At 66.3% G+C, this 24,033-nt stretch carries 20 protein-coding genes; 18 read left to right on the top strand and 2 right to left on the bottom strand.

What is annotated here, in order from left to right:
* Positions 1–117 precede the first annotated feature (117 nt).
* The 7 genes from mnmA (at position 118) to J3E64_RS08320 (ending at position 9,406) form a co-directional block, all read left to right on the top strand.
* Complete coding sequence (gene mnmA, locus J3E64_RS08290; protein ID WP_253341944.1) at positions 118–1,224, top strand: tRNA 2-thiouridine(34) synthase MnmA; 1,107 nt, start codon at positions 118–120, stop codon at positions 1,222–1,224.
* A gap of 365 nt (positions 1,225–1,589) precedes the next feature.
* Positions 1,590–2,252 carry an ATP phosphoribosyltransferase gene (gene hisG, locus J3E64_RS08295; RefSeq protein WP_253341946.1) on the top strand — a complete coding sequence of 221 codons (663 nt, stop codon included), beginning with the start codon at positions 1,590–1,592 and terminating at the stop codon, positions 2,250–2,252.
* Positions 2,242–3,531 (top strand): histidinol dehydrogenase, encoded by a 1,290-nt coding sequence (hisD, locus tag J3E64_RS08300; protein WP_253341949.1) that lies wholly within the window; start codon positions 2,242–2,244, stop codon positions 3,529–3,531. Before hisG ends, hisD begins: the two co-directional genes overlap by 11 nt.
* A 21-nt stretch (positions 3,532–3,552) precedes the next feature.
* Positions 3,553–3,999, top strand: coding sequence for a transcription antitermination factor NusB (nusB, locus tag J3E64_RS08305; RefSeq protein ID WP_253341951.1), 447 nt, complete (start codon positions 3,553–3,555; stop codon positions 3,997–3,999).
* Positions 4,000–4,071: 72 nt separating this feature from the next.
* Positions 4,072–4,983 (top strand): thiamine-phosphate kinase, encoded by a 912-nt coding sequence (thiL, locus tag J3E64_RS08310; RefSeq protein ID WP_253341953.1) that lies wholly within the window; start codon positions 4,072–4,074, stop codon positions 4,981–4,983.
* A 235-nt stretch (positions 4,984–5,218) separates the two neighbouring features.
* The gene (locus J3E64_RS08315) at positions 5,219–7,345 is read left to right on the top strand and encodes a sodium-translocating pyrophosphatase (protein ID WP_253341955.1); all 2,127 of its coding nucleotides are present in this window, start codon (positions 5,219–5,221) and stop codon (positions 7,343–7,345) included.
* Between the two features lie 99 nt (positions 7,346–7,444).
* The gene (locus J3E64_RS08320) at positions 7,445–9,406 is read left to right on the top strand and encodes a S9 family peptidase (protein ID WP_253341957.1); all 1,962 of its coding nucleotides are present in this window, start codon (positions 7,445–7,447) and stop codon (positions 9,404–9,406) included.
* An 81-nt stretch (positions 9,407–9,487) separates the two neighbouring features.
* Here the strand turns inward: J3E64_RS08320 and J3E64_RS08325 are convergent, their stop codons facing one another.
* Entirely contained in the window at positions 9,488–9,748 is a 261-nt protein-coding gene (locus J3E64_RS08325; RefSeq protein WP_253341959.1) for a hypothetical protein, read from the bottom strand.
* Between the two features lie 275 nt (positions 9,749–10,023).
* Here J3E64_RS08325 and J3E64_RS08330 point away from each other — a divergent pair, with 275 nt between their 5' ends.
* From J3E64_RS08330 to J3E64_RS08355, 6 genes are all read left to right on the top strand, one after another.
* Positions 10,024–11,148 carry an 8-amino-7-oxononanoate synthase gene (locus J3E64_RS08330; RefSeq protein ID WP_253341961.1) on the top strand — a complete coding sequence of 375 codons (1,125 nt, stop codon included), beginning with the start codon at positions 10,024–10,026 and terminating at the stop codon, positions 11,146–11,148.
* A complete protein-coding gene (gene bioD / locus J3E64_RS08335; protein ID WP_253341963.1) occupies positions 11,145–11,759 on the top strand; it encodes a dethiobiotin synthase in 615 nt (204 codons plus the stop codon). The genes J3E64_RS08330 and bioD overlap by 4 nt, the downstream gene beginning before the upstream one ends.
* A 121-nt stretch (positions 11,760–11,880) precedes the next feature.
* Complete coding sequence (locus J3E64_RS08340) at positions 11,881–13,920, top strand: M13 family metallopeptidase (protein WP_253341965.1); 2,040 nt, start codon at positions 11,881–11,883, stop codon at positions 13,918–13,920.
* A 192-nt stretch (positions 13,921–14,112) separates the two neighbouring features.
* Entirely contained in the window at positions 14,113–14,556 is a 444-nt protein-coding gene (locus J3E64_RS08345) for a DUF4168 domain-containing protein (RefSeq protein ID WP_253341968.1), read from the top strand.
* Between the two features lie 141 nt (positions 14,557–14,697).
* Positions 14,698–16,509, top strand: coding sequence for a sodium:proton antiporter (locus tag J3E64_RS08350; protein WP_253341970.1), 1,812 nt, complete (start codon positions 14,698–14,700; stop codon positions 16,507–16,509).
* On the top strand, positions 16,506–17,126 hold the full coding sequence (locus J3E64_RS08355) for an OmpA family protein (protein WP_253341972.1): 621 nt from the start codon (positions 16,506–16,508) through the stop codon (positions 17,124–17,126). Before J3E64_RS08350 ends, J3E64_RS08355 begins: the two co-directional genes overlap by 4 nt.
* 39 nt (positions 17,127–17,165) lie before the next feature.
* Here the strand turns inward: J3E64_RS08355 and J3E64_RS08360 are convergent, their stop codons facing one another.
* Positions 17,166–18,323 (bottom strand): FAD-dependent oxidoreductase, encoded by a 1,158-nt coding sequence (locus J3E64_RS08360; RefSeq protein WP_253341974.1) that lies wholly within the window; start codon positions 18,321–18,323, stop codon positions 17,166–17,168.
* Positions 18,324–18,421: 98 nt separating this feature from the next.
* On the opposite strand from J3E64_RS08360, the gene J3E64_RS08365 reads away from it, so the two are divergent.
* From J3E64_RS08365 to J3E64_RS08385, 5 genes are all read left to right on the top strand, one after another.
* Positions 18,422–20,287 carry a CHASE3 domain-containing protein gene (locus J3E64_RS08365; RefSeq protein ID WP_253341976.1) on the top strand — a complete coding sequence of 622 codons (1,866 nt, stop codon included), beginning with the start codon at positions 18,422–18,424 and terminating at the stop codon, positions 20,285–20,287.
* A gap of 79 nt (positions 20,288–20,366) precedes the next feature.
* A complete protein-coding gene (locus J3E64_RS08370; RefSeq protein WP_253341978.1) occupies positions 20,367–21,611 on the top strand; it encodes a putative DNA modification/repair radical SAM protein in 1,245 nt (414 codons plus the stop codon).
* Positions 21,612–21,684: 73 nt separating this feature from the next.
* Complete coding sequence (locus J3E64_RS08375; protein WP_253341980.1) at positions 21,685–22,038, top strand: hypothetical protein; 354 nt, start codon at positions 21,685–21,687, stop codon at positions 22,036–22,038.
* 74 nt (positions 22,039–22,112) lie between these two features.
* On the top strand, positions 22,113–22,574 hold the full coding sequence (locus J3E64_RS08380; protein ID WP_253341982.1) for a hemerythrin domain-containing protein: 462 nt from the start codon (positions 22,113–22,115) through the stop codon (positions 22,572–22,574).
* Between the two features lie 10 nt (positions 22,575–22,584).
* Complete coding sequence (locus tag J3E64_RS08385; RefSeq protein WP_253341984.1) at positions 22,585–23,991, top strand: UdgX family uracil-DNA binding protein; 1,407 nt, start codon at positions 22,585–22,587, stop codon at positions 23,989–23,991.
* Positions 23,992–24,033 lie beyond the last annotated feature (42 nt).

Genomic DNA, 24,033 nt, shown 5'->3' on the forward strand with positions numbered 1-24,033 from the left:
ACAGGGCTTGTAGGCCGCAATGGATAAGGCTCGGTAAACCCGCGCCCAACTCGTCGCATTTGCGTCGCGCCCTGCCGACGCTGGCCAGACGCGCGCGCATTGCCTATATGCGCGCCCATGCAGCCTGTTTTCGATCTTCCAGAGCCGCTTTCGGGGCGCCGCATCGTCGTTGCCATGTCGGGCGGCGTGGATTCGAGCGTCGTCGCGGCGCTCGCCGCGAAGACCGGCGCGGAGGTGATCGGCGTCACGCTCCAGCTTTACGATCATGGCGCGGCGGTCGGCCGCACGGGAAGCTGCTGCGCCGGGCAGGACATACGCGACGCGCGCGCCGTGGCGGACCGCATCGGCATCGCCCATTATGTGTTCGATTATGAAAGCCGCTTTCGCGATTCGGTCATCGCCGACTTTGCTGATGAATATATGGCCGGGCGCACCCCCATACCCTGCGTCAAGTGCAACATGGGGGTGAAGTTTACGGACCTGTTCCAGATCGCGCGCGATCTGGGCGCCGATTGCCTCGCCACCGGCCATTATGTTCGCCGGGTCGAGGGGCCAAACGGCGCGGAACTGCACCGTGCCGCCGATCCGGCACGCGACCAGAGCTATTTCCTGTTCGCCACGACTCAGGCGCAGCTCGACTATCTGCGCTTTCCCCTCGGCGGATTGCCCAAGCCGCAGGTACGCGAGATCGCGGCCGAACTGGGCCTGTCGGTGGCATTGAAGCCCGACAGCCAGGACATCTGCTTCGTGCCGGACGGCGATTATGCGAAGATCGTGCGGAAATTGCGCCCCGACGCGGACGAAGGCGGCGACATCGTCCATGTCGACGGCCGCACGCTCGGCCGGCACAAGGGGATGATCCATTTCACCGTCGGCCAGCGCAAGGGGCTGGAAATCGGCGGCCAGCCCGACCCGCTCTATGTCGTGCGGCTGGACGCGGAAGCGCGCCGCGTGATCGTGGGGCCAAAGGCGGCGCTCGCCGTGTCGGGAGCGGTCCTCTCCGACATCAACTGGCTGGGCGGCGATTTCAGCGGGCCTTTGACGGCCAAGGTGCGATCGATGGCCAAACCCGTGCCGGCGCGGCTGGACGGCGAGCGCCTGATCTTCGACGCGCCCGAATATGGCGTCGCGCCGGGGCAGGCGGCGGTGCTCTATGCGGGCGACCGCGTGCTGGGCGGCGGCTGGATCGCGAGCACGCAAGGTGTGATGGCGGAGGCGGCCTGAGGCTATGTCGTTGTATGCCCGGTCTCGGTTATTTATGGCTTGGGTCTGGCTGCTATTTTTCACATTTCCGATTTGGTTGACGTTCATTGAACGACACTTTGGACCGGATGGCTCTTGGATAGCTGGGACATTTTGGGTCGCTCATGGATTGGTGCCGATGTTCCTGCTGCGTTGCCCAGAATGTGGACTTTCACCATTCAGAAGCAGCAAGAAGTTCATCGCATGGCAGACCATGTGGCCGCGCAGGATATGCGGTCATTGTGGTCATAACCATCGGCGAATGACATCAGCCGAATAGTCGTCGGCCTGGCATTGCCCCCCAAATCCTTGCCCTTTCTCGCACCCGCGCGTAAGGCCCGCGCGTCATGACTCGCTCGCTCACCTTCGCCATTCCCAAGGGCCGTATCCTCGATGAAGCGCTGCCCCTGCTCGCCAAGGCCGGTATCGAGCCGGAGGCGGAGTTTCACGACAAGAAGAGCCGGGCGCTGCGCTTTGCGACAAATCGCCCCGACGTGTCGATCATCCGGGTGCGCGCGTTCGACGTCGCCACCTTCGTCGCCCATGGTGCGGCACAGATCGGCATCGTCGGTTCCGACGTGGTGGAGGAGTTCGACTATAGCGAGCTTTACGCGCCGGTGGACCTAGACATCGGCCATTGCCGCCTGTCGGTGGCCGAACCGAAGGACGCGGCGGACGAGGACGAGGCGACGCTGAGCCATATCCGCGTCGCGACCAAATATCCGCACCTGACGCGCAAATATTATGAGGCACGCGGGCTTCAGGCGGAATGCGTGAAGCTGAACGGCGCGATGGAACTGGCCCCCTCGCTCGGCCTGTCTCGGCGGATCGTGGACCTGGTCTCGTCGGGCGCGACGCTCAAGGCCAACGGCCTGGTGGAGACCCATGTCATCATGCCGGTGTCCGCGCGACTGATCGTCAACCGCGCCGCCTACAAGATGCGTTCGGCCGACCTCACCCCGCTGGTCGAGGCGTTCCGCAATGCGGTGGGGGTGAAGGATGCCGCTTAGGCTGGACAGCCGCGACCCCGGGTTCGCGGCCCGTTTCGCCGCGCTGGTCGACGCCCGCCGCGAAGCGGACGCGGATGTGTCGCGCGACGTCGCCGCGATATTGAAACGCGTGCGCGCCGAAGGGGACGCGGCGCTGGCCGACTATACGCAGCGATTCGACCGGCATGATCTGGACAGCAGGGGCTGGTCGGTCGAGCCGGCGGACACCCGCGCGGCGTTGGACGGCATTCCGGCCGCGCTGCGGGACGCGCTGGAACTGGCCGCCGCCCGCATCGCCACCTATCACGAGAAGCAGAAGCCGCAGGACAGCGACGGCGTGGACGGCGCCGGGGTGCGGCTGGGCGCGCGGTGGCGCGCGGTGGATGCGGCGGGCCTGTATGTGCCCGGCGGCCGCGCCGCCTATCCCAGTTCCGTGTTGATGAACGCGATTCCCGCCAAGGTCGCGGGCGTGGAGCGCATCGCCATCGTCACGCCGACGCCGGGCGGCGAGATCAACCCCATGGTGCTGGCCGCCGCGCGGATCGCGGGGATAGAGGAAATCTGGCGCGTGGGCGGGGCGCAGGCCATCGCCGCGCTGGCATATGGCACAGCGCGCATCCGCGCCGTCGATGTCATCACCGGCCCCGGCAATGCCTGGGTCGCGGAGGCCAAGCGCCAGCTCTATGGCGTGGTCGGCATCGACATGGTCGCCGGCCCGTCCGAAATCGTGGTGGTCGCGGACGGGCGGAACGATCCCGAATGGACCGCCGCCGACCTTCTGAGCCAGTCGGAGCATGATCCGACCAGCCAGTCGATCCTGTTCACCGACGACGCGGCCTTCGCCGACGCCGTCGCCGCCGCGGTCGAACGGCAGATCCCGGCACTGTCGACCGCCGCCGTCGCCCGCGCGAGCTGGGACGCGAACGGCGCGATCATCCTGGTCCGCGCGCTCGATGAAGCGATGCCGCTGGTCGACCGGCTGGCACCGGAGCATCTGGAACTGGCGGTGGACGATCCCGAGCCGTTGTTCGCGCAGGTCCGTCACGCGGGATCGGTGTTCCTGGGCCGGATGACGCCCGAGGCGGTCGGCGATTATGTCGCCGGGCCGAACCATGTCCTGCCCACCGGCCGCCGCGCGCGCTTTTCGTCGGGCCTGTCGGTGCTCGATTTCATGAAGCGCACCAGCTTCCTGGGCCTGGATGCCGCCGCGATCGGCGCGATCGGCCCGGCCGCTGTCGCGCTGGCGCAGGCCGAGGGGCTTCCCGCCCACGCCGCGTCGGTGGCGTTGCGCCTGCGTTGAGACCGGAGTAGGGCAGCGCGCATGAACGACCGCTCCAAATCTCGCTCCGCCGCGCGCCTCGCCGCCGTGCAGGCGCTCTACCAGATTGAGATGGAGGGCACGCCGCTGCCCACATTGCTGCATGAATTCCACCAGCACCGGCTGGGCGCGACTATCGAGGACGTGACCTATGCGCGGGCGGAGGAAACATTTTTCGACGACATCGTGACCGGGGTGGACAAGCGCCGGGCGGAAATCGACGGGCTGATCACGGCGCGCCTGTCCAGCGGCTGGAACCTCGACCGGCTGGACAGGCCGATGCGCCAGATCCTGCGCGCGGGAACCTATGAGCTGCTGGCCCGCGCCGATATCGGCACCGGCACCGTGATCAGCGAATATGTCGACGTCGCCCACGCCTTCTACGACAGGCGCGAGGCGGGCTTCGTCAACGGGCTGCTGGACGGCGTGGCGAAGGACGTGCGGAAATAGCGCGATCCGCGCCGCCCGGCCCGGCCCGGCGGAAGGACGCGACTTCATCGTGCGGGACAGCTAGAATACGGCATGTCCGCCGAATCCCGATTCCACACGCTGCTGCGCCTGTTGGCCAAGGACCCGGCGGCGCAGGGCCTGCGGGATGACGTCGCGGTCCTGCCGGTCGGCGGAACCCGCCTGATCCTGACCAGCGACACGATGGTGGAGGGCGTGCATTATCTGCCCGCCGATCCGCCCGCCGACATCGGCTGGAAACTCGCGGCGGTGAACCTGTCCGACCTGGCGGCGAAAGGCGCAAAACCGGTCGGATGCCTGCTCAACTACGCCCTGTCGGGGGACGAGGCCTGGGACGCTGCGTTCCTGGACGGGCTGGGCGAAGCGCTGGATCGGCACCTGATGCCGCTGCTGGGCGGGGACACGGTGACAATGCCGCCGGGCAGCGCCCGCAGTTACAGCCTGACCGCACTGGGCATGGCGAGCGCTTCCGTTCCCGCGCGGACCGGCGCGCGGGCCGGCGACCGGCTCTATGTGACCGGTCCTGTCGGCGACGCCGGCGTCGGTCTGGACCTGGCGCGGGCCGATCCGGCCGCCGCGGGGCCGCTGGTCCAGTCCTATCGCCGCCCCCGCCCCCGCCTGGCCGAAGGCGCGCTGCTGGCGCCGGTCGCAACGGCGATGATGGACATTTCCGACGGCCTGCTGATCGATGCGGCGCGCATGGCGCAGGCGAGCGGCCTTGCCGTCACCATCGATCATGTTCCGCTGTCCCGCGCGCTGGAACAGGCGCGCGGCGCCAGCACCGCGGTCCAGATCGCCGCCGCCCGCGCGGGTGACGATTATGAGCTGCTGTTCGCCCTGCCGCGCGGGGCGACGCCGCCGGTCCGCGCCATCCGGGTCGGCGGGTTCGCCGAGGGACAGGGGCTTTCGCTGGTAATCGACGGCGTTCCCCTGCCGCTGCCCGACCGGCTCGGCTGGGAACATTGAGTGCCGTGCGCCGCGTGCCAACCGTCTTGACGCGGGCCGTTCCCACTGTAGCTTGACGTTCATCTTTTTCCTCAGCCGGTCGGGATCGCCAGGATGGTCATGTCCCCGTTGCTGATTGCCGCGGTGCCAGATGCCGGACCCGTTCCGCCCGGCCCCCCGCGCGTGCGCCCTTCGTCCGCCCGTCATTCCCTGCGGAGCGGCCGATGACAGCCATAACAGGGGGAGAGGAACATCCATGGAAATCGTCTATATCGCCATAGGGTGCGGCCTGCTGGCCATACTCTACGGATTATTCACCAGTCGCCAGGTGCTGAGCCAATCGCCCGGCAATGATACCATGCAGGCCATCGCGGGTGCGATCCAGGAAGGCGCGAAAGCCTATCTGGCCCGGCAATATATCACCATCGCGATCGTCGGCGTGGTCGTCGCCATGCTGGTGGCTGTGTTTCTGGGCCTCGTTTCGGCCGTAGGCTTCCTGATCGGCGCGATCCTGTCGGGGGCGGCAGGCTTCATCGGCATGAATATTTCGGTGCGGGCGAATGTGCGCACCGCCGAAGCCGCGCGCGGCACGTTGCAGAGCGGCCTGACCGTCGCCTTCCGCGCGGGTGCCGTCACCGGCATGCTGGTAGCGGGCCTGGCGCTGCTCGCGATCAGCGGGTTCTTCTGGTACCTGACCGGCCCGGCCGGCCATGCGCCCGACGACCGGCTGGTCATCGACAGCCTGGTCGCGCTGGCGTTCGGCGCGTCGCTCATTTCCATCTTCGCCCGCCTGGGCGGCGGCATCTTCACCAAGGCGGCCGACGTCGGCGCCGACCTGGTGGGCAAGGTCGAGGCCGGCATTCCCGAGGACGACCCGCGCAACCCCGCCGTCATCGCCGATAATGTGGGCGACAATGTCGGCGATTGCGCCGGCATGGCCGCCGACCTGTTCGAAACCTATGTCGTCACCGTCGGCGCCACCATGGTGCTGACCGCACTGCTGGTCACGGGGGTCGACAACGCCTTCCTGATGAACCTGATGGCGTTGCCGCTGGTCGTCGGCGGCGTGTGCATCATCACCTCCATCATCGGCACCTACATGGTGCGCCTTGGCGCCAGCCAGTCGATCATGGGGGCGCTGTACAAGGGCTTCTGGACCACAGCGATCCTGTCCATACCGGCCATCTACTATGTCACCTGGCGCGTGCTGGGCGACATGAACGCGGTGTTCGGCGCGGATCTGGACGGTGCGGGCGGCTATACCGGCATGGCCCTGTTCTGGTCGATGATGGTGGGCCTTGCCGTGACCGGACTGCTGGTCGTCATCACCGAATATTATACCGGCACCAATTATCGCCCCGTCCGTTCAATCGCCAAAGCGTCCGAAACCGGACATGGCACCAACGTCATCCAGGGGCTTGCCATCAGCCTGGAATCGACTGCGCTGCCCACTTTGGTGATCGTCGTCGGCATCATCGTCGCCTATCAGCTGGCGGGCCTGATCGGCATCGCCTTTGCAGCGACCGCGATGCTGGCGCTGGCCGGCATGGTGGTGGCGCTCGACGCCTATGGCCCGGTCACCGACAATGCCGGCGGCATTGCCGAGATGAGCCATCTGGACGACAGCGTCCGCGTCAAGACCGATGCGCTGGACGCGGTGGGCAACACCACGAAGGCGGTGACGAAGGGCTATGCCATCGGATCGGCTGGCCTGGCCGCACTGGTGCTGTTCGGCGCCTATACGGAGGACCTGAAATTCTACAATTCGGCGCTGGGCCTGACCGCGCCGGTCGATTTCAGCCTGTCCAACCCCTATGTCATCGTCGGCCTGCTGCTGGGCGCATTGCTGCCCTATCTGTTCGGGGCGATGGGCATGACCGCCGTGGGCCGGGCGGCGGGCGACGTGGTCAAGGACGTGCGCGACCAGTTCGCCACCAACAAGGGCATCATGGAAGGCACGTCTCGGCCCAACTATGCCCGTACCGTCGACCTCGTCACCCGGGCGGCGATCAAGGAGATGATCGTCCCCAGCCTGCTGCCGGTGCTGGCACCGATCGTCGTCTATTTCGCGATCGCGGCGGTTGCGGGAATCGAAAACGGCTTCGCGGCGCTGGGCGCGCTGCTGCTGGGCGTCATCATTTCCGGCCTGTTCGTCGCCCTGTCGATGACCAGCGGCGGCGGTGCCTGGGACAATGCGAAGAAATATATCGAGGACGGCAACCATGGCGGCAAGGGCAGCGAAGCCCACAAGGCGGCCGTGACCGGCGATACGGTCGGCGATCCCTACAAGGACACGGCGGGACCGGCGGTCAACCCGATGATCAAGATCACCAACATCGTCGCCCTGCTGTTGCTGGCGGCGCTGGCGCACGGAGCCGCCTGATCGGTCCGGACCGGACCGACATTCCCTCAATTCGGGGATGACGCCGGATCGGCCCCGCCCTATCACGGGTCGGGGCCGATCTGCTTTTTTGGGGGGCAAATGAAATCCTTACCTGTGGTGCTGCTTATCATGGCGGCCTTTGTCGCCGGGCCGGTACCCGCGCAATCCCCCGCGCCGGCGGCGGAGACGGCCGTCCCCGTTCAATGGACCGCCAAGGATTTCGCCGCGCTGCCGCTGATGGACGGGCCGGCGCTTTCGCCCGACGGCACCCGCATCGCGACCCGGGTCGCGGTGAATGGGGAGCAGCAGCTCGTCATCGCCGAACTGAGGGACGGGCCGGATCGCATCCACATGCTGGGGTTGCGCGACAATGACCTGAACTGGTGGAAATGGGTCAATGACGACTGGCTGATCATCGGCCTGGGCGCCGAAACCAGCGTGCAAGGAATGCCCTGGTACATCAGCCGCGTCGCCGGGGTGAAGCGCGACGGCAGCAAGATCAACGTCCTGGCCCGATCGACGGCTGGGCAAAATGCCGACGACGTGATCTGGGTCGCCCGCGACGGGACGCCCCGCATCCTGCTGTCCTACCAGACATCCATCTATTCGAACCAACCCGGCTTCTGGCCGCAGGTGGACGAGATAGATGTCAGCACGGGGCGGACGCGCACGGTCCAGACGTCGCGCAACAATGTACGCGGCTGGTATGCTGACGCGACCGGCACCGTTCGCATGGGCGTGGGTTTTGACGACGCGACCCGCACCGGCATCCTGTTCTACCGCCCCGACGGCAAGTCCCGTTTCCGCACCGTCGACCGGGCCGACCGGCGCAAGGGCGAGAAGCTGATCGTGCCGCTGATCTTCACCGCCGATCCGGGCAAGGCGATCGCGAGCGACGACAAGGAGGGCAGCGATGCGCTGTACGAGCTGGACCTCGCCACGTTGCAACTGGGCCGGAAGATCTTTGCCGCGCCCGGCTTTGACGTCGGCTGGGTAGAAGCCAGCAGATCGGGCGACGCGCTGGCCGGCGTGCATTATGTCGCAGACGCTCCTACGGTGCACTGGTTCGACCCCGACCTGGCGCGGATCCAGGCCGATATCGACAAGGCGGTGGGGGACCGCCGCGCGCGGATCATTTCCACCAGCAGCAACGGCCAGCGCATGATCGTCCATGTCGGCACCCCCGACCAGCCGGGTCTTTATTATTATTACGACACCGCGGCCGGAACGATGAACCTGCTGTCCAAGGTCAGCGACCGTTTCGCGCCCGGCGTCCGGCTCGCGCCGGTCAGAACCATCCGCTACAAGGCACGCGACGGGTTGGAAATCGCGGCCGTGCTGACGGTGCCGGCGGGGCGCGACCCCAGGAACCTGCCATTGATCCTGATGCCCCATGGCGGGCCGTTCGCCCGCGACGCGGAGGAATGGGACTGGTGGGTGCAGTTCCTGGCATGGCGCGGCTATGCGGTGCTGCAACCCAATTATCGCGGTTCGTCCGGCTACGGCACCGCCTTCGCCGAAAAGGGCGAGGGGCAATGGGGCCTATCCATGCAGGACGACCTGAACGACGCCGTCGACTGGGCGGTGCAACAGGGGCTGGCCGACCCCAAGCGCGTGTGCATCGTGGGCGCATCCTATGGCGGATATGCCGCGATGCGCGCGGCGCAGCGCGACCCCGGCCGGTTCCGCTGCGCGGTATCCTATGCCGGGGTGTCCGACCTGGCCGCCATGACCCGCTATGACCGGCGGTTTCTCTACCACAGGACCCGCAACGACTGGATGAAGGAACAGGCGCCCGACTTCGCCGCCGTCTCGCCGATCAATGCCGCCGCGCAATTCGGCACGCCGATCCTGATGGTGCATGGCCGGAAGGACCGGCGCGTCCCGGTGGGCCAGTCACGCGAGATGGCGGAAAAGCTGAAAGCGGCGGGCAAGGTCGAAGGGCGCGACTATATCTATGTCGAACAGCCGCTGGCCGACCATCATTTCTCGCGCGAAGCCGACCGGGCGGACTTTCTGGAGCGGCTGGATGCGTTTCTGAGGGCGCATAATCCGGCCTGACGCGTCAGCGCCCGACGCGACAACGCCCGGCCGGTTTCCCGGTCGGGCGTTTGCGCCGATGGTGTGGCATGGCCGCGCGCGTCAGCGCTGGGCAAGCTGCACCGTCGATTTGCGGCTGATGGTCAGGCCGGCCTGCGCCCAATCCTGCTTGCTGCGGCATTCCACCATCGGGATGCGCGACCCGCTAACGGTTTCGCGGAAGCAGTAGCGATCGGTCTTCTGGTCGTAGGTGACCCGGGCGCCGCGGAACGTGCCTTCGGGCTGGGCGAAGGCGGGCGTGGCGGCGGCCGAAACGGCGAGCGTGGCGGCAACGACGGCGGCGGCGAAAGCGATGGTCTTCATGTCAATTTCCTTCCCTGAATGGTCGTGGCGATCCGCTGTCGGGATCATGCCGACAGCATTGCAGGAGGCGTGCCAAATGCAGGAATGGGCAGATTTCAGCGGGTTTTGGGTCGCCAAAATCGAGTATCCTATGAAATATTTTCTTTCTTTGAGGATTTTTCGCCATTTTATAGGATATATTTCATCATACGCCCGCAAATCTGTGCGGAGCATAATTTGGCTGCGGCCGACCGCGCTGCTTGCCGCTTCATCCGGCGGTGCTTATAGCCCGCGCCATGACCGCCGAGCCCTTCCGTTCCCAGCTCGCCGCGCTGGAGCAGCGCGGGCGCCTGCGTTCTCTGATGCCCCGGTCGGGGCGCGACTTTGCCTCCAACGACTATCTGGGCCTGGCCGGCGATGCCATCATCGCCCAGTCGGTCGCCGATGCGGTCGCGCGGGGCGTCCCGGTCGGATCGGGCGGGTCGCGTCTGCTGCGCGGCAATGCGCCGGAACATGAGGGGCTGGAGGCGAAGGCAGCCGATTTTTTCAAGACGCAGGCCGCGCTTTTCGTGGCCAATGGCTATCTCGCCAATCTCGCTTTGTTCGCCACCCTGCCTCAGCGCGGCGACCTGATCGTCGCCGACGGGCTGATCCATGCCAGCGCGCATGACGGGCTGCGCCTGTCGAAAGCCGCGTCGGTCTTCGCCGCGCACAATGACGTGCAGAGCTTTGCCGACCTGATCGCGGCCTTTCGTGCCGAAGGGGGCAAGGGGCGCGTGTGGATCGCGGTCGAAACGCTCTATTCCATGGATGGCGACATGGCGCCGCTGGCCGACCTGACGAAGCTGGCGGCGAAGCATGACGCGATGCTGGTGCTGGACGAGGCGCATGGCACAGGGGTGTTCGGACCGGGCGGGCGCGGCCTGTCGAGCGGGCTGGACGGCCTGCACAATGTCGTCACGCTGCATACGTGCGGCAAGGCGATGGGCACGGAAGGCGCACTGATCTGCGGCCCCCGTGTCATCATCGACTATCTGATCAACCGGGCCCGCCCCTTCATCTATTCGACCGCGCCGTCGCCGCTGATGGCGGTCGCCGCATCGGCCGCGATCGACCGGATCGAGGCGGCGGACAACCGCCGCGACCGGCTGGCGACGTTGCGCCAGGACGCTGCGGAAGCGATTTGCGGCCCGCTGGGCCTGCCCGCGCCGCGCAGCCAGATCATTCCGCTGATCCTGAAGGACGACGTCCGGACCATGGCTGCCGCCGCGGCGCTGCAAAAGGCCGGCTTCGACGTGCGCGGCATTCGCCCGCCGACCGTGCCGGCCGGAACGAGTCGTCTGCGCATATCGCTGACACTCAACAACGGCCGGTCCGACGTGCTGGCTCTGGGCGACCATCTGCGCCGTCTGGTCCGATGACCGTCCTTATCGTCAGCGGAACCGACACCGGCATCGGCAAGACCGTGTTCGCCGCGGGCCTGGCCGGCGCGCTGGGCGCCTGTTACTGGAAGCCGATCCAGGCCGGGGTCGACCCGGAAGGCGACAAGGAAACGGTCGCCGCCCTGTCGGGCCTGCCGCCCGAGCGCATCCTGCCGGAGGCCTATCGCCTGACCACGCCCGCCTCACCCCATCTCGCCGCGCGCATCGACGGGGTGCAGATCAGCCTCGACCGCCTCGCCCTGCCGCGCGTGGACGGACCGCTGGTCGTCGAAGGTGCGGGCGGATTGATGGTGCCGATCAGCGAGACTCTGATGATGATCGACCTGTTCGCCCGCTGGGGACAACCGGTCGTCCTGTGCGCGCGCACGGAACTGGGCACGATCAATCATAGCCTGCTGAGTATCGAGGCGTTGCGCGCACGCGGGGTGCCGATTGCCGGCATCGCCTTCATCGGCGCCCCGCATGCGGAAAATGAACGAATCATCCCGCAGCTTGCCGGTGCGGCGTCGCTGGGGCGCCTGCCGCTGCTCGATCCGCTCGATTCCGCGACACTTGCCACGGCCTTCGCGACCCATATCCGGCTTTCCTGAACTTTCAATCGTCGATAATTTTCGACCAACGACATGGACAGGCTGTTTCACAGGCGTTCAAGTCCTGTGCATTCCGGGCGCGCGCCAGACCGCAACCGGGCCATAAAGCAAGGGACGCTTGATGAACAAAATCCTCCTCGGTGCCGCCGCTTCGGCGCTGGCGCTCGCCGCCACCGTCGCCCATGCCGACCAGACGGCGCAACCCGCCGCCGCATCGTCAGCCAAACCCACCTTTGGCCGCTATGGCTTCGACGAAAGCGGCATGGACATGTCGGTGAAGCCCGGCGACGATTTCTATTATCATGCCAATGGCACCTGGGCGAAGAACACGCCGATCCCGACGGACAAGTCCAACTACGGCGCGTTCACCGCGCTGGACGACCTGTCGCGCGAAAGGACGCGGGGCATATTGGAAGCGGCAGAGGCCGATCCGTCCAGCAAGATCGGCAACGCCTACGCAGCCTATATGGACAAGGCGGCGGTCGAGGCGAAGGGCATGACGCCGATCAAGCCCTGGCTTGCCCAGGTCAAGGGCGTCACCGACCTGGCCGCCTACACGAAGCTGGCAGCCACGGCCGCCCGCGCACGCATTCGCGGCCCGTTCCGCTTTTATGTTGGACAGGATGACAAGGATCCCGAAACCTACATCCTTACCCTGTCGCAGAGCGGACTGGGCCTGCCCGACCGCGATTATTATCTGGACCCGGGCGAAAAGATGACGGCGATCCGCGCCGCCTATGTCGCCCATCTGGAAAAGATGCTGACGATGGCGGGCGAAAAGGACGCCAGCGCGCGCGCGCAGGCGCTGATGGCGTTCGAGACGGAGATTGCCAAGGTCCACTGGACCCAGATCGACAGCCGCGATGCCGACAAGACCTACAACAAGATGACGCTGGGACAATTGGAACAGGCTGCACCCGGTTTCGATTTCGCCGCCTTTTTCGCGGCGAACGGGCTCAAGCCCGCCGACCTGCTCGTATCCCAGCCCAGCGCGGTGACGGGTGAGGCGGCGCTGATCGCGAAGGCGCCGATACAGGTGCTGAAGGACGGGCTGCTGCTGTCCAGCCTGCATGCCTATGCCGATTACCTGCCCGACAGCGTCGCCGACGCCGACTTCGCCTTCTACGGCACCACCCTGTCCGGCACACCCGAGCGCGAGGATCGGTGGAAGCGCGGCGTCACGTTCCTGAAGGACAATCTGGGCGAGGAAGTGGGCAAGGCCTATGTCGCCAAATATTTCCCGCCCGAGACGAAGGCGGCGATGGACGAACTGGTCAGGAACGTGCTGGCCGCCATGGGCCGACGCATCGACGCATTGCCGTGGATGAGCGACAGCGCGAAGGCGCGCGCCCACAAGAAGCTGGCCGCCTTCACGCCCAAGATCGGCTATCCCGACAAGTGGCGGGACTATAGCGGGCTGGAGATTGCGCGCGACGACCTGTTCGGCAACGCGATGCGCGCCAACAATTTCGATTTCGACTATAATATCACCAAGCTGGGCAAACCCATCTATCGCTGGGAATGGGGCATGACGCCGATGGAGATCAACGCCTACGCCAATTTCGGCATGGTCGAGATCGTCTTTCCCGCCGCCATCCTGCAACCGCCCTTTTTCGATCCCAAGGCCGATCCGGCCGTCAACTATGGCGGTATCGGCGCGGTGATCGGCCATGAGTTGAGCCATCATTTCGACGACCAGGGCGCGAAATATGACGAGACGGGCAAGCTCAACCAGTGGTGGACCGATCAGGACGTCGCCAATTTCAAGGCGCTGACCGACAAGCTGGTCAAGCAATATGACGCCTATGAACCCTTCCCCGGTGCGCATGTGAAGGGCGCCTTCACGCTGGGCGAGAATATCGGCGACCTGGGGGGGCTCGCGGTCGCGCTTGACGCCTATCATGCCTCGCTCGGCGGCAAGAAGGCACCGGTGATCGACGGAACGACCGGCGACCAGCGATTCTTTTTGGGATGGGCGCAGGTGTGGCGGCGCAATTATCGCGAGGCCAATCTGCGCCAGCGACTGGTCACCGACCCGCATGCCCCGTCGCAATATCGCGCCGACATCGTCCGTAACTTCGACAACTGGTATGATGCATTCAAGCCCGCGCCCGGCGGCAAGATCTACCTTGCACCCAAGGACCGGGTCAAAATCTGGTGACGAACGAACGGGGCCGGCGTGAATTGCCGGCCCCTATACTTGCCGCGTCGCTGACAGACTGTGCCGGGAAACGGACAGGCCGAACGGAACCTTGCCGTCGTCCCTTTAATAGCCCGTTTCGTCGGACATCCTCTTCCGTTGTTCGATCATTCTTCTCAGCTTGGGGGTCACATTACGCCAAGGAGAAGATAGATGACGGGTCTGAACCATCGACTGTTTCTGAAAACCGGCCTTGCCGTGGCCGCCACGCTAGCTGCCATGCCGCTGGCGGCGCAGACGGCGGCAACGCCGGCCGATCCTGCCACGGCGGCCACGCCCTCCACGCCCGCTGCGCCTGCCGCCGACGCGGGCAGCTTCAGCGAAGGCGAAATCAAGCAGTTTGCCGCCGCCGCCGTCGAGGTGACGAAGATCCAGCAGGATGCGAGCATCCCGGCGGCGGACAAGCAGCCCAAGATGCTGGCCGCAGTCCAGTCGTCCGGCCTGCCGCCGGAAAAGTTCAACCAGATCGGCCAAGCCGCGGCCGCCGACCCGGCGTTGCAGCAGCGCATTCAGGCTGCGGCGCCTGCGGCGGCCCCGGCCGAGCCGGCCACTCCCGCAGAGCCCGCAGCGCCTGCTGCGCCGATGCAGCCGCAATGATGCAGTCGCAATAAGGCATTTCCCATGTCCCTTAGGGGCGAAGGGCGGTCGCCGGTGCGACCGCCCTTTTCTTTTTGTTCCCCGCGCGGAGCAAAATATCCATGGTGACGTTGCGCCCCGGGCCTGCTTATTCTGGACGCCATGCAGGAACAGGCCCTTGTCATCGCGCTGATCGGGCTATTGGGCATCGGCGCGCAATGGATCGCGTGGCGCACGGGCTGGCCCGCAATCGCGCTGATGCTGGGGGCGGGCGTCATCGCCGGCCCGGTTCTGGGACTGATCGATCCCGAGCATGTGTTCGGCGAACTGCTGGAACCCATGGTGTCGATCGCCGTCGCCCTGATCCTGTTCGAAGGCGGCCTGAGCCTCAACTTTCGCGAACTGCGCAAGACCGACGGTGCGGTGACCCGGCTGGTCCTGCTGGGCGCGCCGATCGGTTGGGCGCTGGGCGCGGTCGCCTGCTATTATGCGGCCGGGCTGGTATGGCCCGTCGCCATCCTGTTCGCCGGCATCCTGGTCGTGACCGGGCCGACCGTCGTGCTGCCGCTGCTGCGTCAGTCCAATGTCGCGGCGCGGCCGCGCGCGATCCTGAAATGGGAAGCGATCGTGAACGACCCGGTCGGCGCGCTGCTGGGCGTCGTCACATACGAATATCTGCGGCGATCCGCGGAAGGCGGGTCGCTGGCGTCGGTCATCGTCGCGCTGGTTGCCGCCGCGATCGTCGCGGGACTGATCGGCTTCGCCGCTGCGCGTGCAGTGGGATGGACTTTTCCGCGCGGCCATGTCCCCGAATATCTGAAGGCCCCCATCCTGCTGGTCGCAGTGATCGGCGTGTTCGTGCTGTCGAACATGATCCAGCAGGAAACCGGACTGCTGGCCGTCACTGTGATGGGCGTGGCGCTGGCCAACATGCGGCTCGATTCGCTGCGCGACATCCAGCCGTTCAAGGAGAATGTCACCGTCCTCCTGATTTCGGGCGTGTTCGTCCTCCTGTCCGCCTCTCTCGACCTGGAGGTGTTGCGCCAGTTCGAATGGCGCTTCCTGGCCTTCCTGTTCGTGCTGCTGTTCCTGGTGCGACCGGCGACGGTGCTGCTCAGCCTGGCCTTTACCCCGGTGCCGTGGAACGAGCGGCTGCTGATCGCGTGGATCGCCCCGCGCGGCATCGTCGCGGTCGCGATTTCCGGCCTGTTCGCGTTGCGGCTGGACCGGCTGGGGTTCAGCGACGGATCGATTCTGGTGACGCTGTCCTTCGCGGTGGTGATCGCCACGATCGTCGCCCACGGTTTTTCGATCAAGCCCGTGGCCCGGCTGCTCAAGGTAACCGGCGCGTCCGACAGCGGCCTGCTGATCGTCGGCGCCACGCCCTTCACGCTGGAGCTGGCGGGACAGCTTCGGCAGCTGTCGGTGCCCGTTACCATCGCCGACAATAGCTGGCAGCGGCTGTCGGCCGCGCGTCACGCCGGTATTCCGACCTATCATGGCGAGATATTGTCGGAGGCGACCGAGGAACGGCTGGACCTGGCCCAGTTTCAGGTTCTGGCCGCCGCGACCGACAATGAGGCCTATAATGCGCTGGTGTGCAGCGAGTTCGCACCGGAAGTCGGCCGCGACAATGTCTATCAGCTTGGCGACGCGAGCGACGACGACGATCCGCGCGCGCTGCCCGAATCGCTGCGCGGCCGGGCGCTGTTCGCGTCGGGGCTGGGCGTCGAGGGGATCATGCAGCGCGAGGAACAGGGGTGGACGTTCCGCAAGACGCGGATCAGCGACCAGTTCGACTTTGACGCCGCGCGCGCTTCGCTGCCCGAAGGAGGCGACATGCTGCTACTGCTGCGCAAGTCCGGCGCGATCCGCTTCTTCACCCACGCGTCGCGCCCGACGCCGCAGCCGGGCGACACGATTTTATCCTATGTGCCACCCATGCCGCCCAAGCCCAAAGGAGAGGAAGAATGACCCGCCCCCTCACCCCGGCCGCCCTGATCCTGAGCGCCCTGCTTGCCGGTTGCGACCGGCCGGCCGGCGAAGGCGATGGCGCCCCGGCCAACATGGCGTCAGGCGCCGATAACGGCACGGTCATGGCGAACATGGCGGAAAATGCCGCCGAACCCGCGCGGTCGATCCTGCGGCCCGATGTGGTGGAGGAACCCGAGCCGCCGAAAATCGAACCGGCGCACGCGGTGGTGGGATTCGGCGCGAACCCGATGGCCCTGGACGATACGGCGAAGGCGGCGCTGGACATGCTGATGGAAACCCCGGCCCTGCGCGGCGGCGGGCAGATCGTCCTGCGGGGGCACAGCGATTCGCGCGGCAGCGACGGCGACAATCGCGTCGCGTCGCGCATCCGCGCGGAGATGGTGCGCGACTATCTGGTCAGCCATGGCGTGGCGGAGGGACGCGTCACCGTGATCGCCCTGGGCGAAACACGACCGGTCGCGCCCAACGCGAAGGAGGACGGCAGCGACGATCCCGAAGGACGCGCCCGCAACCGAAGGGTCGATGTCGAGGTCGCCGCGCCGCCGGAGCCCGCAACACCCCCGCCGGTCGTCCCCACCCTGCCCAAGGAGGACTGATCCGGAAGGAGCCGGGCAGAAGGAGGACGGGTGGGGCCGTCAGGCCCAGAATTGCGCGAGCTGGCGCACGGATGCCTCCGCTGCGGCGCGATCCGGTTCCTCATTGGCGTCGCCATAGCCGAACCATTCGTCGCTTCCCACTTCCTGCACCACAATGCCGTCGCGACGGGCCAGCATGGAAAGCGACCCGTAAAAGACGCCGAACGTCAGGCCCGGTTGCGGGATCAGCCAGGCGATCTGCCCCCGCACCGGCACGATGCTTTCATCGCGCCACAGGCTGCGCGCGCCATAGCCGGTGCAGTTGATGATCGATTTCTGCGGCAACCGGGTCACATCCGAAGGCGCGTTGAAGGTCATCGGGACGATCTTGCCCCCGGCGATCAGGAAATCGTTGGTCAGCCGGCGCGACAGGTCGGCGATGTTGAAGGTGAGCGAACTGTTGCGCCGCGCGTAGGTCGGCCGGAAGGGATGCGTGCCCGGTGCCAGTTCGACGCTGCGCGGCGTGATGTCGTGCAACCGGCTTTCCAGATGCAGGAAATCGTCCGGCCGTTCCACCATGGGCTCGGCCTTCGCGCGCCGCTGGCCTTCGCCCATGGGCGTGTCCGACAGCATATAGCGGTCGGTCCATTCCACCGGATCGCCGGGCAGGCCCAGCAGGCTCTGGAACTGGGAAAAGGACGCGCGCGCCATGCCCTCCCATCGGTCGCCGAAGCCGGGGTCGACGGCGTTCTTCATCGCGATGCGGCTGTCGGGCGACCAGGTGCCGGTCGCACGGGCGGACCGGACGTAGGGAAATTGCTCCTTTGCGTAGATGGTGACGGTCGCGCCCGCCCGCTGGGCGGTGAGCGCGGCGGCCATGCCGACCGCGCCCGCGCCGATGACCGCCACATCCTTCACCCCGTCGGCAAGCGCCAGCGGCACCGCCAGTTCGGCCGAACCCCAGCTCAGCGACCAGCCGCTGCCGCCATGACCGTAATTATGGACGACGCGCTTGCGCCCGACCTGCTCCACCTCGATACGGGGGCCGGGGGCGCGGAAGGGGCGCAGACATACCGTCACCCTGAATAGCCGGTCGGGACTGGCGCGAACCGGCTCGATCCCCGCCAGCGGATCGAACCCGGCGCCGCGCGCCGCCGCCGCGAGCGACAACATGCCCATGCCGCCGGCCGCCGTGCCAAGAAACGCTCGCCTGTCCATCCGCTGCTCCCATGACCGCCCGCGCCCGGTATAACGAATAACGGGCGTGACACCGCAAGGTCTTGCCCTTCGCCCGACATTTAATCATGAGAAGCGCCATGCCCGTCATCCGCCCTGAACGGTCCGTCGCATTGTTGCTGCTCGCCATGACGATGGTCATGATCGCCGTCGGCAGCACATATTGGCTATACCAGGGACAGCAAACCCGCATCGCATGGGTCAATCACACATTACGCGTCGAAAGCCGGCTGTCCGCATTGGCGGCGCGCATCCAGGCCGCCGAAAGCAGCCAGCGCGGTTTCATGCTGACCGGCCAGTCCGGCTTTCTGCAAAGCTACCGCGACGTGAGCCGCACCTGGCCTCGCGACGTCGACGCCTTGCGCGATGACGTAAGCGACAATCCGGAACAGGCCGCGGCCGTCGAGACGCTGCGCGGGATGATCGCGCAGCGCATGGAGATGCTCGAAGCGGTGCTGGACTCGCGCCGGGCCGGCGTGGCCCCCACCGCCGCCACCTTCGCGCCAGGGCTCGTGAAGATGGCACGCGTTCGCGCGCAGGTCGACGATATGAAGGCACGCGAGGAACAGTTGCTGCGCGTGCGCAGCCTGGCGGCCGGCCGGTCGAGCGCGCTCGTCTCGCTCGGACTGGCGCTCAGCGCCGCACTCATCATCATCCTGACGCTTATCAGCCTGCGCACGGCATATCGCCGCATCCGCGAGACGGAGGAAAACCGGCAGGCGCTGGAACTGGCCAACGACCGGCTGATCGCGGAAGCGCAGGAGCGCGAGGTCGCGCAGGCGCAACTGCGGCAGGTCCAGAAGATGGAATCGATCGGCCAGCTTACCGGCGGGATCGCGCACGATTTCAACAATATGCTGGCCATCGTCATCGGCTCGCTCGACATCGCCCGTCGGCGCATGGGCGCGGACGTCGATCCGCGCGTGATCCGAAGCATCGACAATGCGACCGAAGGCGCACAGCGCGCCGCGCAGCTTACCACGCGGCTGCTCGCCTTTTCCCGTCAGCAGCCGCTCGATCCGCAGCCGACCGACGTCAACAAGCTGGTCGGCGGCATGTCCGAACTGCTGCGCCGCACGATCGGCGAGGATGTCCGGGTGGAATCGGTACTGGCGGGCGGCCTGTGGCGTGCGAGCATCGATGCCAACCAACTGGAAAACGCGCTGATCAACCTGTGCGTGAACGCCCGCGACGCCATGCCCATGGGCGGCCACCTGACGATCGAGACGGCCAATGGCCATCTGGACGATGCCTATGCCGCGACCCATAGCGAGGTGGCCGCCGGCCAATATGTGATGGTGTCGGTCACGGATACCGGCACGGGCATGCCGGCCGACGTCGTCGAGCGCGCCTTCGAACCTTTTTTCACCACGAAAGGCGTCGGCAAGGGAACGGGACTGGGCCTCAGCCAGGTGTTCGGCTTCGTCAAGCAATCGCACGGTCATGTGAAAATCTATTCCGAACCCGGCGAGGGCACGACCATCAAGATCTACCTTCCCCGCCATTATGGCGAGGAGGTGCACGCCGCATTCCAAGCCCCCCACCCCGGCAGCCTGCCGCGCGCGAAGGACGACGAGATCATCCTGCTGGTGGAGGATGAGGAACAGGTCCGGCACATGTCGGTCGATTCCCTGCGGGAACTGGGTTACACCGTGGTGCAGGCATCGGACGGCGAACAGGCGCTGGAAATGCTGGCGATACAGCCGCGCATCGACCTGCTGTTCACCGACATCGTGATGCCCGGCATCAACGGCCGCATTCTGGCGGACCGGGCCCGGGAAACGCGGGAGGACCTCAAGGTGCTCTATACCACCGGCTATACCCGCAATGCGATCGTCCACAACGGCATGCTCGACCCCGGCGTCGCATTCCTGCCCAAGCCCTTCACCTTGGAGCAGCTCGCCCACAAGGTCCGCCAGGTGCTGGACCAGCCGACGAGAAATTGAATCCCTGGCGCCGCCGCCCCGGTTCGCGGATTGATCGAGATCATGGACACGGGCCGGCAAAGAACATATCACGAACATCATGGCGCGTCTGACCATCCGTGAAAAGCTCGAAATCCTGGCCGACGCCGCCAAATATGATGCGTCCTGCGCATCGTCCGGAACAGCGAAAAGGGATTCGCGCGACGGCAAAGGGGTCGGGTCGACCGAGGGGATGGGGATCTGCCACGCCTATGCGCCCGACGGCCGATGCATTTCCCTGCTCAAGATCCTGCTGACCAACAGCTGCATCCTCGATTGCCACTACTGCATCAACCGGCAATCCAGCAATGTCCGCCGCGCGCGCTTCACCGCGGACGAAGTGGTCGACCTGACCCTGTCCTTCTATCGCCGCAACTATATCGAGGGCCTGTTCCTGTCATCCGGCATCATCCGATCCGCCGACTATACGATGGAGCAGCTGGTCGAGGTCGCCCGGTCGCTGCGCGAGGATCATGATTTTCGCGGTTATATCCACCTGAAGACCATACCAGATGCCGATCCGGGCCTGATCCGGCAGGCCGGGCTGCATGCCGACCGGCTGTCGATCAACATCGAATTGCCCAGCGACGATGGATTGAAGCGCCTGGCCCCGGACAAGAATGCGGCGCGGATCGAAGGGGCGATGGGCCGGCTGCGCGCGGACATGGACGATCATGGCGACGCCCGGCGGTCCTATCGCCACGCGCCGAAATTCGCGCCGGCGGGCCAGTCGACCCAGATGATCGTGGGCGCCGACCAGGCCGACGACCGCGCCATCATCGCGCGGGCGAGCAGCCTGTACGACCGCCATCGCCTGCGCCGCGTCTATTACAGCGCCTTTTCCCCCATCCCGTCGCCCAGCACCGTGCTGCCGCTCCGCCGCCCGCCCCTGATGCGCGAGCACCGGCTGTACCAGTCCGACTGGCTGATGCGGTTCTACGGCTATGATGCAGGCGAAATCGCGTCCGCGACGGACCCGGCGACCGGATGTCTGCCGCTCGACATCGATCCCAAGCTGGCCTGGGCGCTGGCGCATCGCGACATATTCCCGATCGACGTCAACCGCGCGCCGCGCGAACGGCTGCTGCGCGTTCCGGGCCTGGGGGTGAAGGCGGTCGACCACATCCTGCGCAGCCGTCGGCATCGCCAATTGCGGCTGGACGATGTCGCCCGACTGACGGCATCCATCGCCAAAATCCGGCCCTTCCTGATCGCCGTCGACTGGCGGCCGACGATGCTTACCGACCGGATCGACCTGCGCGCACGCCTCGCACCGCCGCCAAAACAGCTCGAAATGTTCGTTTGATGCCGTTTTGCCGGTTGATTGCTGCGCCGGATCGTGAAATTCTGTTCATCGGGATTGAGGAGGAGGATCGGACTTGGCGACTTTGTCCAATAACAGCGCACGCGCGCAGCAGACCGGTTTTTGCAAGCGGATCAGCACGCATCTGGCATCGGCCCTCGTCGTGTTCTGCCTGCTCCAGATCTTCATCGTCGCCAGGATGGGCGGTTCGCTGGTCCTGCATCTGGGCATCATCGTCGCGATCGCGGGCTATGCGCTGGCGGCCCGGGGACTGGAGCGGCGCTGGGAAATGCTGGAGCAGGGCGGCCTGTCGCAATCCGGCCTCACGCTGCGTTTCCGCCGCGACGTGCTGCAATTGTGGAGCGCCAGCATCATCGGCGCGCTGTTGTGGATTCCGGTGGCCATTATCTTCCGCGCCGTGTTCGGTTGACGGCTTTTCGCGCATAGCTTCGGACCCAATAGGCCCGTTTGTCGTTCACATCCTCGTCAAGAGGAGAAGCGATCATGGCCAGTGCCGATATTTTCGACCGTTTGAAGCAGGATCACGACACGCATCGCCAGTTGTTCAAGAAGATGGCGGACGCGAAGGACGAGGATCAGCTGCAAAAGCTGTTCGAGCAGTTCAAGGTCGAGGTGACGGCCCATGCCGCCGCCGAGGAAGAAACGCTGTACGCGACGATGCTTGCGCGCCCGGACCTGCGGGAGGACGCCCAGCACAGCGTGTCGGAGCACAAGGAAATAGACGATTATCTGGAGGAGCTGGCCGAGCTGAAATTCAACGGCGAAGCCTGGCGCAAGAAATTCGACCAGATGAAGAAGCGCTACCTCCACCATATCGACGAGGAGGAGGAAGAGATGTTCCCGGACGCCGCCAAGGACCTGACGGCCCAAGAGGAGGAGCGGCTGGGCAAGCTGTTCGCCAAGCGCAAGCCGGCCGAACTGGAGCGCGCCGAATCCGAAAACTGACGGCCCCGCCATGTATCGCGTCGCCCTGACCGCGCCGGACGATTTCGACGGCTGGCGCGGGGCGGCGCGGCGACTGGCCGCCCATGATATCGATCCAGCGGACATCGTCTGGCAGATCGGGTCCGATGCATCCGACCTGTTCGGCGACCGGCCGCCGCCGCCCGAACGCCCCGAGGCAGCCTTCACCGTGCCCCGTGCGTTCGTGGATCTGGCGCAGACGGCGACCCTGCATCGTGCCCCGGAACGCTTTGCCTTGTTGTACGAGCAGTTGCGCCGGATACGGTCGCAGCGCGGGGCGATGGACGACAGCGCCAGTCCGCTCTTGCGCCGGATCGACATGCTGGCCAAGGCGGTGCGCCGCGACATGCACAAGATGCGCGCCTTCGTCCGCTTCCGCGAAATGCCCGAGAGCGAGGGATCACGCTACGTCGCTTGGTTCGAGCCGGACCATCATATCGTGCGCGCCAATGCCGGTTTCTTCGTCCGGCGCTTCACCACCATGCGCTGGTCGATCCTGACGCCGGAGCTGAGCCTGCACTGGGATGGCGACACCCTGAACGAGGGACCGGGAGCATCGCGCGGCGACGCGCCGCAGGACGACCCGGTCGAGGCGATCTGGAAGGGCTATTATGCCGCGATCTTCAATCCGGCCCGGCTCAAGACCGGAGCCATGCTGTCCGAGATGCCGCGCAAATATTGGCGCAACCTGCCGGAGGCCGCGCTCATTCCCCAGCTTGTCGCCGGGGCGCAGGCGCGCGAGGCGGCCATGATCGCGGCGACCCCACGATCCCCGGCGGACGATAGTCCCGAGCGGAACAGCGTGCGCGCATGGCAGCGGCTGCGCGACGAGGCGATGGGATGCACGCGTTGCCCGCTGCACCGCGACGCGACACAAACCATATTCGGCGAAGGGCCGGTCGACGCGCCGCTCGTTTTCGTGGGCGAACAGCCCGGAGATCAGGAGGATCTGGCCGGGCGGCCCTTCGTCGGCCCGGCGGGGCAGTTGTTCGACCAGGCACTGGATGCAGCCGGCGTCGACCGCGCGCGCGCCTATGTCACCAACGCGGTCAAGCATTTCAAGCATGAGCGGCGCGGCAAGCGGCGCATCCACCAGACGCCCGACGCGGGCGAGGTGCAGGCGTGCCGATGGTGGCTGACGCAGGAACTCAGCCTCGTCCGGCCGCGCCTGATCGTCGCCTTGGGCGCCACCGCCGCGCGGGCAGTGCTGGGCAAGGCGGTGACGATCAGCCGCACGCGCGGCCGGCCCATCGCGCTGGAGGATGGCACGGAGGCCTGGGTAACGGTCCATCCCAGTTATTTGCTGCGCCTGCCCGACGAAGCGAAAAGGGCAGAGGAGCGCGCGCGCTTCGTCGAGGAGTTGCGGACCATCGGCGACCGGATGAAGGCGGCGACGTAAGGCGGGTCGCGCCGGTGGACGCGCTGGCCCCCTTGCGTCGCT

The organism is Sphingobium sp. OAS761 (assembly GCF_024168485.1).
Taxonomy (GTDB): Bacteria; Pseudomonadota; Alphaproteobacteria; order Sphingomonadales; family Sphingomonadaceae; genus Sphingobium.